Annotated in this window: 10 protein-coding genes and 1 tRNA gene; all 11 read right to left on the bottom strand. The window is 55.7% G+C overall.

Going from position 1 to position 13028, the window contains the following annotated elements; genetic code table 11:
* Positions 1 to 17: 17 nt before the first annotated feature.
* Complete coding sequence (locus ACYVB2_RS14780; protein WP_382434607.1) at positions 18 to 545, bottom strand: LemA family protein; 528 nt, start codon at positions 543 to 545, stop codon at positions 18 to 20.
* Between the two features lie 128 nt (positions 546 to 673).
* A complete protein-coding gene (gene rpoC, locus ACYVB2_RS14775) occupies positions 674 to 4897 on the bottom strand; it encodes a DNA-directed RNA polymerase subunit beta' (RefSeq protein WP_460537152.1) in 4224 nt (1407 codons plus the stop codon).
* Between the two features lie 20 nt (positions 4898 to 4917).
* Positions 4918 to 9030 (bottom strand): DNA-directed RNA polymerase subunit beta, encoded by a 4113-nt coding sequence (gene rpoB / locus ACYVB2_RS14770; protein ID WP_460537149.1) that lies wholly within the window; start codon positions 9028 to 9030, stop codon positions 4918 to 4920.
* A gap of 271 nt (positions 9031 to 9301) precedes the next feature.
* Positions 9302 to 9679, bottom strand: a complete 378-nt coding sequence (rplL, locus tag ACYVB2_RS14765; protein WP_382434601.1) for a 50S ribosomal protein L7/L12 — start codon at positions 9677 to 9679, stop codon at positions 9302 to 9304.
* Between the two features lie 42 nt (positions 9680 to 9721).
* Positions 9722 to 10249 (bottom strand): 50S ribosomal protein L10, encoded by a 528-nt coding sequence (gene rplJ / locus ACYVB2_RS14760; protein ID WP_382434599.1) that lies wholly within the window; start codon positions 10247 to 10249, stop codon positions 9722 to 9724.
* A gap of 235 nt (positions 10250 to 10484) precedes the next feature.
* A complete protein-coding gene (rplA, locus tag ACYVB2_RS14755) occupies positions 10485 to 11180 on the bottom strand; it encodes a 50S ribosomal protein L1 (RefSeq protein ID WP_382434598.1) in 696 nt (231 codons plus the stop codon).
* Positions 11181 to 11612: a 50S ribosomal protein L11 gene (rplK, locus tag ACYVB2_RS14750; RefSeq protein ID WP_382434596.1), complete on the bottom strand. Its 432-nt coding sequence runs from the start codon at positions 11610 to 11612 to the stop codon at positions 11181 to 11183.
* A 118-nt stretch (positions 11613 to 11730) separates the two neighbouring features.
* Positions 11731 to 12321 carry a transcription termination/antitermination protein NusG gene (gene nusG / locus ACYVB2_RS14745; RefSeq protein ID WP_382434594.1) on the bottom strand — a complete coding sequence of 197 codons (591 nt, stop codon included), beginning with the start codon at positions 12319 to 12321 and terminating at the stop codon, positions 11731 to 11733.
* Positions 12322 to 12705 (bottom strand): preprotein translocase subunit SecE, encoded by a 384-nt coding sequence (gene secE / locus ACYVB2_RS14740; protein ID WP_382434591.1) that lies wholly within the window; start codon positions 12703 to 12705, stop codon positions 12322 to 12324.
* Between the two features lie 83 nt (positions 12706 to 12788).
* Positions 12789 to 12864 (bottom strand) — tRNA-Trp (locus ACYVB2_RS14735).
* A gap of 12 nt (positions 12865 to 12876) precedes the next feature.
* Positions 12877 to 13028, bottom strand: a 152-nt coding sequence (locus ACYVB2_RS14730; RefSeq protein ID WP_460536226.1) for an EF-Tu C-terminal domain-related protein, incomplete at its 5' end; no start/stop codon positions are given.

Here is a 13028-nt window from a genome sequence, read left to right as displayed (position 1 = left end):
GCGAGAGGCGGGTCTTTTCATAGAGGAATTGCTGCCTTAAAACCAAAAAAACGGGCCAACACCAACGCAGGAAACTGGGCAATTGCCTCGTTGTACTGCACTACAGCATGGTTGAACTGCTCTATAGCCAATGTATTTTGCAGTTGATGTTGCTCCCAACGCTGCGCCCAAGGGGCCCATATTTCAGCAGAAACATCGGGGCCAGCCAGCAATGCAGCCCAAGCCCCATCCAACGCCTGACGGGCTGCCACCAACTCCGCAGCCACCTCCGACTGCAAAGGCCGCGCACGGGCTACCGCTAGGCAAGCAGCAAAGCGATTCATGGCGGCCAGCCATTCTGGCCGCCCCGACACAATCACCCGCCCTGCCGTCACCTGTGCGGCATCACATTCGCCCAACATCGCCAACATGCGTACCCAATGGGCATCTAGACCACCAAAAGCCTGCAATGCTGCTGAACGCAAGCGCACGATGCGGTGGTAAGCCCCCACCGCCCAAAACACCATGATGGCAAGAACACCCCAAAAAACAGACGAAGACAACATACACTTTCTTTTCCCATGCCCCATGCGGTGCAGGCATGGCCCACCGAACGGTTGGCACCAGAAAAAACTCCCGGCCTGTTGCTTCCGCAACAGACCGGGAGCCAGCAGTTACACGCTACAGCCGGTGATCAATCAGCAGCGGCGTCGTGTGTGTCTGCCTCTGTGTCAGACAGATCGATACTGGCCATTTCAGCCGCTTCAGCCTCGGCAATGGCGCGACGCTCGGCATCGTCCATCGCCTCTTTGGCTTTGCGGGCCTGATGGTAGGCCATACCAGTGCCCGCAGGAATCAAGCGGCCAACGATCACGTTTTCTTTCAGACCACGCAGCTCGTCCTTCTTGCCCATGATGGCTGCTTCGGTCAGCACACGGGTCGTTTCTTGGAACGAAGCAGCCGAGATGAACGAATCGGTAGACAACGACGCCTTGGTAATACCCAACAACAAGTTGCTGTAGGTAGCTGGGATCTTGTCCTCGCCCTGCAAAGCATCATTAGTGTTGAGAATTTCAGAACGTTCGACCTGCTCACCAGCAATGTAGGTGGAATCGCCTGGGTTCTCCACCACCACGCGGCGCAGCATCTGGCGCACGATCACTTCAATGTGCTTGTCATTGATCTTCACGCCCTGCAAGCGGTACACATCCTGCACTTCATCCACGATGTAGCGCGAGAGTTCTTCCATACCCAACAGACGCAAAATATCTTGCGGATCGGCCGGGCCGTCCACAATCAGTTCGCCCTTGTTGACCACCTGGCCTTCGTGCACCAAGATGTTCTTTTCCTTGGGGATCAGTTCTTCCCACACCTTGCCATCGGGGTCGGTGATTTGCAAACGCACCTTGCCTTTGGTCTCTTTGCCGAAGGAAATAGTACCCGTGGCTTCAGCCAATGTGCCCTTGTCCTTGGGAGTACGGGCTTCAAACAGTTCGGCCACACGGGGCAAACCGCCGGTAATGTCGCGGGTCTTTTGACCTTCGATTGGGATACGGGCCAGCACTTCGCCGGGGCCGACATCCTGACCATCGCGCACCTGAATCAGCGCACCCACTTGGAAGCCAATCGTCACCGAATGGTCGGTACCCGGAATCTTGACTTCGTTGCCGTTGGCATCGATCAGCTTGACTTGTGGCTTGACCACCTTGGTGGAGCCACGGCGCTTGGGATCGATGACCACCAGCGTTGACAAGCCGGTCACTTCATCGACCTGCTTGGCTACCGTCAAACCTTCTTCCACGTTCTCGAACTTGGCCTGACCGGCAAATTCGGTAATGATGGGGCGGGTCAGCGGGTCCCAGTTGGCCAAAATCGTGCCCGCCTTGATGGTTTGGTCGGGTTTGATGGTCAAGATAGCGCCATAAGGCACCTTGTGACGCTCACGCTCGCGACCATGCTCGTCCTGAATGACGATTTCACCAGAGCGGGAAATCACCACCAGCTCACCCTTGGTGTTGGTCACATAACGCACCGTGGCATTGAAGCCAATGATACCGTTGGACTTGGCTTCCACGCTGGAGGCAATAGCCGCACGCGATGCCGCACCACCAATGTGGAAGGTACGCATGGTCAGCTGTGTGCCGGGCTCACCGATGGACTGGGCCGCAATCACACCCACAGCTTCGCCCAGGTTGATCAAACCACCACGGCCCAAATCGCGGCCATAGCAGCGAGCACACAAACCAAAGCGGGTTTCGCAGGTCAGGGCGGTACGCACGCGCACTTCATCCACACCGGCCTGTTCCAGTTCTTCGATCAGGTCTTCTTCCAGCATCTGACCCGGTTGCACCAGCACAGCCCGTGTTTCTGGGTGCAGCACTTCTTCAGCAGCAGTACGACCCAAAATACGCTCGCGCAGCGATTCGATCACTTCACCGCCTTCAACGATGGCACGCATCAAAGCGCCATTGGCTGTGCCGCAATCCTCTTCGGTCACGACCAAATCCTGCGTCACATCGACCAAACGGCGGGTCAGGTAACCCGAGTTGGCCGTCTTCAGCGCCGTATCCGCCAGACCCTTACGGGCACCGTGGGTGGAGATAAAGTACTGCAACACGTTCAGACCTTCACGGAAGTTGGCCGTGATAGGGGTCTCGATGATGGAGCCATCGGGCTTGGCCATCAGGCCACGCATACCAGCCAACTGACGAATCTGAGCGGCAGAACCCCGAGCACCCGAGTCGGCCATCATGTAGATGGCGTTAAACGACTCTTGCTCCACTTCCTTGCCGTGGCGGTCGGTAGTCTTTTGCTTGGCCAATTGGGCCATCATGACCTTAGAGACCTCGTCACCGGCCTTGCCCCAGATATCCACCACCTTGTTGTAGCGTTCACCAGAAGTCACCAGACCCGAGACATATTGCTGCTCGATCTCTTTGACTTCCTTCTCGGCACGCTCCAAGATGCCCTGCTTTTCCTTGGGCACCAGCATATCGTCCACCGCAATGGAGATACCAGCACGTGTCGCCAAACGGAAGCCGTTTTGCAGCAGCTTGTCGGCAAAGACTACGGTTTCCTTCAAACCGCACTTGCGGAACGAGACGTTGATGAGTTTGGAAATTTCCTTCTTCTTCAGCGCCTTGTTGATATTCTCAAACGGCAGCCCCTTGGGCAGGATTTCCGACAACAGAGCACGGCCTGCAGTGGTTGGCACCAGCGCGGTAGAAGGCACAAACTCGCCCGTGACCTTGTCCTTAGTCCACTGGGTCAGGCGCACGGTGATTTTGGCGTTGAGTTCCACCTCACCACCATCGAGCGCACGTTGCACCTCGCCGGTGTCAGCAAACACCAGACCTTCACCCTTGCCATTGATCTTGTCACGGGTAGCGTGGTACAGGCCCAGCACCACGTCTTGCGAGGGCACAATCGAGGGCTCGCCCGAGGCTGGGAACAGCACATTGTTGGAGGCCAGCATCAAAGTGCGGGCTTCCATTTGTGCTTCCACCGACAGCGGAACGTGCACAGCCATCTGGTCACCGTCAAAGTCGGCGTTAAAGGCCGCGCAAACCAGTGGGTGCAGTTGAATCGCCTTGCCTTCGATCAGAATCGGCTCAAACGCTTGGATACCCAAACGGTGCAGCGTAGGCGCACGGTTGAGCATCACGGGATGCTCTTTGATCACCTCTTCCAAAATGTCCCACACCACCGGGGTGCCAGATTCCACTTCTTTTTTGGCCGCTTTGATGGTGGTGGCAATGCCACGCTGTTCCAACTGGGCAAAAATGAAGGGCTTGAACAGTTCCAGCGCCATCAGCTTGGGCAGGCCGCACTGGTGCAACTTGAGGGTTGGGCCCACGGTAATGACGGAACGGCCCGAGTAGTCGACGCGCTTACCCAGCAAGTTCTGGCGGAAACGGCCGCTCTTACCCTTGATCATGTCGGCCAAGGACTTGAGGGCGCGCTTGTTGGCGCCCGTCATGGCCTTGCCACGGCGGCCATTGTCCAGCAGGCTGTCCACGGCTTCTTGCAGCATCCGCTTTTCGTTGCGGGCAATGATTTCTGGAGCCTTCAGTTCCAGCAAACGGCGCAGACGGCTGTTACGGTTGATAACCCGGCGGTACAGATCGTTCAGGTCGGAGGTAGCAAAACGGCCACCGTCCAGTGGCACCAGCGGACGCAAATCCGGTGGCAACACAGGCAGCACTTCCAGCACCATCCATTCGGGCTTGATGCCCGACTTCTTGAACGCTTCGAGCACCTTCAGGCGCTTGGCATTCTTTTTGACCTTGACTTCAGAGCCGGTCAAGTCACCACGCAGGCGCTCAATTTCGCTCTCAATGTCAATGCTTTCGAGCAGATCCTTGATGCCTTCGGCACCCATCTTGGCAACAAACTCATCGCCATACTCTTTCACCTTGGCATCGTAGTCGTCTTCCGACATGATGCTGAACTTCTTCAGCGGCGTCATGCCGGGGTCGGTGATGACATAAGCTTCAAAGTACAGCACACGCTCAATGTCGCGCAGGGTCATGTCCAGCACCATGCCCAAACGCGAAGGCAAGGACTTGAGGAACCAGATATGGGCGCAAGGCGCGGCCAAGTCGATATGGCCCATGCGCTCGCGGCGCACCTTGGTCTGCGTCACTTCTACGCCGCACTTTTCGCAGATCACGCCACGGTGCTTCAGGCGTTTGTACTTGCCGCACAGGCATCCGTAGTCTTTGATGGGGCCAAAAATTTTGGCGCAAAACAAACCATCACGCTCGGGCTTGAAAGTGCGGTAGTTGATGGTTTCGGGCTTTTTCACCTCGCCAAAAGACCAAGAACGGATCTTCTCAGGCGAGGCCATGCCGATGCGAATGGCATCGAAATGCTCATCGGGCGTAAATTGCTTGAACAGGTCGAGTAACGATTTCATAAGACTCTTTCCCTTTCAAATTAGGAGCGTTCCAGTTCGATGTCCAAGCCCAAGGAGCGAATTTCCTTGACCAGCACATTGAACGATTCGGGCATACCAGCTTCGATGGCGTGTTCGCCCTTGACGATGCTTTCGTACACCTTGGTGCGGCCCACCACGTCATCGGATTTGACGGTGAGCATTTCTTGCAGCACGTAAGAAGCACCATAGGCTTCCAGCGCCCACACTTCCATTTCACCGAAACGCTGACCACCAAACTGTGCCTTACCACCCAGCGGCTGCTGTGTAACCAGCGAGTATGGGCCGGTAGAGCGGGCGTGCATCTTGTCATCAACCAAGTGGTGCAGCTTGAGGTAATGCATATAGCCGATGGTGGTGGGACGCTCAAAACGCTCACCTGTGCGGCCATCGTACAAATAGGCTTGGGTGCGGGTGGGGGTCAAACCCTTCTTGGCAGCAATATCGTCTGGATAGGCCAACTTGAGCATATCCTTGATTTCTTGTTCCGAAGCACCATCAAACACCGGCGTGGCATAAGGCACGCCGCTGGTCAGGTTCTGCGCCATCGCCAAGATATCTGCATCGCTCAGTTGCGACAGGTCTTCTTGGCGGCCACGCGAGTTGTACACCTCTTCCAAGAATTTGCGCAGCTCGGCCACCTTGACTTCTTGGCGCAGCATTTCGTCAATGCGCTGACCAATGCCCTTACCAGCCCAGCCCAAATGCACTTCCAGCACCTGCCCAATGTTCATCCGCGAGGGCACACCCAGCGGGTTGAGCACGGTATCGGCAGGCGTGCCATCGGCCATGTGGGGCATATCTTCCACGGGCACGATCTTCGAGACCACACCCTTGTTACCGTGGCGACCGGCCATCTTGTCACCGGGCTGCAAGCGGCGCTTCACAGCCAGATAGACCTTGACCATCTTGAGCACACCAGCGGGCAGCTCATCGCCTTGGGTGAGCTTTTTGCGCTTTTCTTCAAACGACAAGTCAAAGCTGTGGCGCGTTTGCTCCAAAGCATTTTTGATGCTTTCGAGTTGTGCAGCCACCACCTCATCCGCAGGCCGAATATCAAACCAGTGGAATTTCTCCACCGAGTTCAGATAGGCCTTGTCGATCTTCGTACCCTTGAGCAACTTTTGTGGGCCACCGTTGGCTACCTTGCCATCGAGCAGCTTCTCGATACGATCAAAGGCATCGGCCTCCACAATGCGCAACTGGTCGTTCAAATCCAGGCGATAGCGTTTGAGTTCATCATCGATGATCTGCTGGGCGCGCTTATCGCGCTGAATGCCTTCGCGGGTAAAGACCTGCACATCGATCACCACGCCTTGCGAACCTTGCGAAACGCGCAGCGAGGTATCCTTCACGTCCGAAGCCTTCTCGCCAAAAATGGCGCGCAACAGCTTTTCTTCGGGCGTGAGCGTGGTTTCGCCCTTGGGCGTCACCTTACCGACCAGCGTATCACCGGGCTGCACTTCGGCACCCACGTAGATGATGCCAGACTCATCCAGACGGTTGAGTTGCTGCTCCGACAGGTTGGGAATATCGCGGGTGATTTCTTCTGCGCCCAACTTGGTATCGCGGGCCATGACCACCAGTTCTTCGATATGGATCGAGGTGTAGCGGTCTTCAGCCACCACACGCTCCGAGATCAAAATCGAGTCCTCGAAGTTGTAGCCATTCCAAGGCATGAAGGCGATCAGCATATTCTGACCGATGGCGATTTCGCCCAAATCGGTAGAAGCACCGTCGGCAATCACATCGCCCTTGGCCAGCTTATCGCCACGCTTGACGATAGGACGCTGGTGGATGTTGGTGTTCTGGTTGGAGCGTTGGTATTTGATGAGGTTGTAGATGTCTACACCCACTTCACCAGCCACGGCCTCCGCATCATTGACGCGGATCACGATGCGGGTGGCATCCACATAATCCACCACACCGCCCCGGCTGGCCGTCACCACGGTGCCCGAGTCGACAGCGGCCACACGCTCAATACCAGTACCGACCATCGGTTTTTCTGGACGCAGCACAGGCACAGCCTGACGTGACATGTTGGCGCCCATCAGCGCGCGGTTGGCGTCATCGTGCTCCAAGAACGGCACCAGCGATGCGGCCACCGACACGATCTGTGCAGGCGACACATCCATGTACTGGATACGTTCAGCACTCACCAGCACCGACTCACCCTTCTCACGGGCCGAAACCAAATCACCCGTCAGGCGGCCTTCAGCGTCCAGCACCGCATTGGCCTGCGCGATGATGTATTTGCCTTCCTCAATGGCGGACAAATAATCAATCTCGTTCGTGACCTTGCCGTCGGCCACGCGGCGATAAGGGGTTTCGATGAAACCGTACTCATTCAGGCGCGCATACAGAGCCAGCGAATTGATCAGACCAATGTTCGGGCCTTCAGGCGTTTCGATAGGGCACACCCGACCATAGTGGGTTACGTGCACGTCACGCACTTCAAAGCCAGCACGCTCACGCGTCAAACCACCAGGGCCCAGGGCCGAAACGCGACGCTTGTGCGTAATTTCGGCCAGCGGGTTGGTTTGATCCATAAACTGCGACAACTGCGAAGCACCAAAGAACTCTTTCAGTGCAGCAGAAATCGGCTTGGAGTTGATCAGATCGTGCGGCATCAGCGGGTCTTGCTCAGCCTGACCCAAACGCTCTTTCACCGCCTTTTCAATCCGAGCCAAACCGGTACGGTACTGGTTTTCGGCCAATTCGCCCACGCAGCGCACACGACGGTTGCCCAAGTGGTCAATGTCGTCCACTTCGCCCTTACCGTTGCGCAAGTCCACCAAGATCTTGACCACAGCCAAGATGTCTTCATTGGTCAGCACCATCGGGCCAGTAGCCCCATCTGTACCCACCTTGGCATTGAACTTCATCCGGCCCACGCGCGACAGATCGTAGGTATCGGGGTTGTAGAACAGCCGCTGGAACAACGCCTGCACAGCATCCTCAGTGGGCGGCTCGCCGGGGCGCATCATGCGGTAGATGGCAACACGGGCTTGGAATTCGTCGGTGGTTTCGTCAATGCGCAAGGTCTGGCTGATATAAGCGCCTTGATCGAGCTCATTGGTATAGATGCACTGCAAATCACGCACGCCCGCCGAACGCAGCTTCTTCAACAACGCTTCGGTCAGCTCTTCGTTGGCCTTGGCCAAAATTTCGCCCGTATCGGGATCGACCACCGCACGAGCCACCACACGGCCCAACAAGAAATCCTCGGGCACCGTGATGTGGGTCGTGCCGGATTGCTCCAAATCGCGCGTGTGGCGAGCCGTCACGCGCTTGTCTTTGGCCACCACGACTTTGCCAGACTTGTCCGTGATATCAAAACGGGCCACTTCACCGCGCAGACGTTCGGCCACGTATTCCATCTGGGCACCGTTGTCCATCAGACGGAAATTGTCATTGACAAAGAAGTTGGCCAAGATCGATTCGGGATTCAGACCAATCGCCTTGAGCAAAATCGTGACCGGCATCTTGCGACGACGGTCGACACGGAAATACAAAACATCCTTGGGATCAAACTCGAAATCGAGCCACGAACCACGGTAAGGAATGATACGAGCCGAAAACAACAACTTGCCCGAGCTGTGCGTCTTGCCCTTGTCGTGTTCAAAGAACACGCCTGGGGAACGGTGCAACTGCGACACAATCACGCGCTCAGTACCATTGATGATGAACGAGCCTTTAGTGGTCATGAGCGGTACTTCGCCCATGTACACTTCTTGCTCTTTCACTTCCTTGACCACTTTGGATTGTGATGTGGAAGACTCGCGGTCATAAATGATGAGCTGCACCTTGGCGCGCACCGCCGAAGCAAAAGTCAAACCACGGGTCTGGCATTCGCGCACATCAAAAGCAGGCTTGGCCAAGTTGTATTCGAGAAACTTCATCTCGACAAAACCGTTGTGCGACACAATCGGGAAAGCGGCATTAAACGCTGCCTGCAATCCTTCATTGGTACGCTTCTTAGGCGGTACGTCCGCTTGCAGGAAGGCAGTGTATGCATCTTTCTGCATCTGCAGCAGATAAGGAACCTCCAGCACGCTGTCGCGGCTGCCGAAACTTTTGCGAATTCGCTTGCGTTCGGTGTAGGAATAGGCCATGAGATCTCCGGGAAAAGACTTGAGTCCAGGGTCTGCGACGACGGACCCGTGGGCAACACACCCTGCGGGCTTGGCGGTTGGCCACTACCAACCATGGCGGACGGCGATGCCTTGCACATCGCCCGAACCAAGGCATCTTCTGCTGTCGGGTGGTCAGAAGACACTAGGAAACAACAATTTTTGCTGCTTTCTGGTGCACTCTGAAGAAAGCTCCATAAGCGCCAAAGGCTGGGGTCTCTTTTCCGAGACCCCAGCCTAATCGAAAAACTGATTACTTCAGTTCGACCTTGGCGCCAGCATCTTCCAGCTTCTTCTTAGCGGCTTCAGCGTCAGCCTTGGACAGGCCTTCCTTCACAGCCTTAGGAGCGCCGTCCACGACGTCCTTGGCTTCCTTCAGGCCCAGGCCAGTGATTTCACGCACAGCCTTGATCACGGACACCTTGTTGGCGCCGGCATCGGTCAGGATGACGTTGAACTCGGTTTGCTCTTCAGCAGCAGCAGCGCCGGCACCGGCACCAGCGGCAGCAGGAGCAGCCATAGCGGCGGCGCTCACGCCAAACTTCTCTTCAATGGCCTTGACCAGGTCATTGAGTTCCAGAACCGTCATGCTGTCCAGCGCGGCCAAAAATGCGTCTTTATCGAATGCCATTTGAATTTCCTAACAATATTGGTTACTACAGGTGGGCCGCAATTACGCTGCCACAGCCTCTGCGGGTGCAGCTTCTGCTGCGCCAGCGCCACGTTGCTCTGCCAGTGCGGCCAACACGCGGGCCGTACGGGAGATGGGGGATTGCATCAAGCCCAGCAACTGAGCCAGCAACACTTCCTTGGAAGGGATGTTGGCCAACTGCTTTACACCGTCGACATCCAAGGCCTTGCCTGCAAACGCGCCACCGCGAATCACCAACTTGTCATTGGTTTTCGCGAAGTCGGCCACCACCTTAGCGGCAGCCACTGCGTCTTCAGAGAAGCCATAGATCAGCGGGCCAGTCATCTGGTCAGCCACCACGTCAAAACCGGTACCGGCCACAGCACGGCGTGCCAAAGTGTTTTTCAGAACACTCAGGGTCACACCCTTGCTGCGGGCATCGACACGCAGTTTGGTCATGTCAGCCACCGTGATGCCACGGTATTCCGCAATCACCAGCGTTTGAGCTTTAGCGGCGAGGCTGGTCACTTCATTGATGACCGCTTCTTTCTCACTGCGATTAAGACTCAAGGTCTACTCCTTAAATTGTGGGGTGCAGGCAGCAGCCCTAACCCACGCTCTTGTTGCAGCGACCAACTGTTTTGGAAAGATTCCATCTGCAGCGGGATCGCCATCTGCGTTGGCTTAGGTATTTAAGTGCCTTTTGACGGGCACACCAACGGTCTTGGATAGCCTGTAGCTTTTTGACGAACTACAGCCCACCACATCAGGCCACCGTTTCAGATAGCCCGAAGATTTTTTGCAATTACGCTGCGATGGATTGCGTATCCACACGGACGCCCAGGCCCATGGTGGAAGAAACCGCCACCTTACGCAGATACAAGCCCTTGCTGGTAGCAGGCTTGGCCTTGTTCAGGGCGTCAATCAGTGCAGCCAAGTTGCCTTGCAACTTATCATCGCCAAATGAACGACGACCGATGGTGCTGTGGATGATACCGGCCTTGTCCACACGGAACTGCACCTGACCAGCCTTGGCGTTCTTCACTGCCGTAGCCACATCAGGCGTCACAGTGCCCACTTTAGGGTTAGGCATCAGACCACGGGGGCCCAAGATTTGACCCAAAGTACCCACCACACGCATAGCGTCAGGCGCAGCGATCACCACGTCAAAGGGCATATCGCCAGCCTTGACCATAGCGGCCAAGTCGTCCATGCCCACAATGTCAGCACCGGCTGCCTTAGCTTCCTCAGCTTTGGCACCTTGTGCAAACACAGCAACACGGGTGGTCTTGCCAGTACCATTGGGCAGCACCACAGCGCCACGCACCACTTGATCCGACTTCTTGGCATCTACGCCCAACTGCACCGCCACGTCGATGGACTCGTCAAACTTGGCAGTAGCTGCCTCTTTAACGATTACCAGCGCCTCAGCGATAGGATACAGCTTGGTGGTTTCGACCTTGCCTTGCAGGGCTTTTTGTTTCTTGGTCAGCTTGGCCATTTACACACCCTCCACAGCCACACCCATGGAACGGGCAGAACCAGCGATCGTACGCACAGCAGCATCCAAGCTGGCAGCGTTCATGTCTTTCATCTTGGTCTTGGCAATTTCTTCCAGCTGTTCGCGGGTGATCTTGCCCACCTTCGAGCTCAGGGGGTTCGAAGAACCTTTGTCGAGCTTGATGGCTTTCTTGATCAGCACAGTGGCTGGAGGCGTCTTGATGACGAATGTGAAGCTCTTGTCTGCAAATGCGGTAATCACCACAGGCAATGGCAGACCGGGTTCAACACCTTGGGTCTGGGCATTAAATGCCTTGCAGAATTCCATGATGTTGAGACCACGTTGACCCAGCGCGGGACCAATGGGTGGTGAGGGGTTGGCCTTACCAGCTGGCACTTGCAGCTTGATGAAGCCGACGATTTTCTTCGCCATGACTTACTCCTTGCGGGTCAACGCCTGCGACACAGCACAGGCTCCCCGGGGTTAACGACTCGATTTATCAACCAGGCACTGAGTCGGGAAGTGCCATCAACCATGCCAGAAAAAAAGATCAGGTCTTTTCTACTTGGCTAAATTCAAGCTCCACAGGTGTGGAGCGGCCAAAAATCATGACCGAAACGCGGACACGATTTTTCTCGTAATTGACATCTTCCACCGAGCCATTGAAATCGGTGAACGGGCCTTCTTTGACGCGCACCATCTCGCCCACCATGAACTCCACCTTATGGCGAGGCTTATCGGTGCCTTCTTGCATCTGGCTAACGATCTTTTGCACCTCGTCTTCAGAGATAGGCGCTGGACGATTTTTGGCGCCACCCACAAAGCCAGTCACTTTGCTGGTGTGCTTGACCAAATGCCAAGTCTCGTCGTCCATGACCATCTCGACAAAGACGTAACCTGGAAATAAACGGCGCTCAGTGGTTTTGCGCTGGCCGTTTTTCATCTCGACCACTTCTTCGGTCGGCACCAACACACGACCGAATTTGGCGGTCATACCAGAACGCACTACACGCTCTGCAATATTGCGCTCCACCGCCTTTTCCATGCCTGAGTAAGCATGGACGATGTACCAGCGCAGATCAGGATTCTGGGCTGAGTTGGCAGCCGACGCAGAGGCATCCACTTCAACGGTAGCTGTCATTTATTTTCTCCAACCAAGAATAAGGTCATAAAACACCCATTCCAATGTTTTATCCGTGATCCAAAGAAACAGTGCCATGACCACTACAAAACCAAAAACATAGAGGGTCATCTGCACGGCCTCTTTACGGGAGGGCCAGACCACCTTCTTAGCTTCGCGCCAGGCATCTCGACCGAATGCAGTAAATTGACGTCCAGGTTCAGAAATGAGAAAAACGGCCACTGCAGCAACCAACCCAACCAACAAAGCCGCCCACTGCACTATTGGGCCTTGTTTGCCGAAGGCATAAAAAGCAGCCACGGCAGCAATCACCAGCACAGCCACAGCAGCCAATTTTGCCTTGTCTGCACCAGTATTTACTGTCTCAACCTGCGAAGTAGTCATTCTCTGCTTTCCTGTATCGCCACGCCATTGCAGACGGCGAAGCCCGCCAGAGACTGGCGGGCTTAACTTTTGCCATGATTAGATGGCAGGGGCAGTAGGAATCGAACCTACAACCTTCGGTTTTGGAGACCGACGCTCTGCCAATTGAGCTATACCCCTTTTAGCTGAAAATTAGGCGAGGATCTTGGCAACCACGCCAGCGCCGACGGTACGACCGCCTTCGCGGATAGCGAAGCGCAGACCTTCTTCCATAGCGATGGGGTTGATCAGCTTGACCGTGATTGACACGTTGTCACCAGGCATCACCATTTCTTTGCCTTCGG

This window comes from Giesbergeria giesbergeri (assembly GCF_054779375.1).
This window is presented reverse-complemented; position numbering and strand designations above follow the sequence as displayed.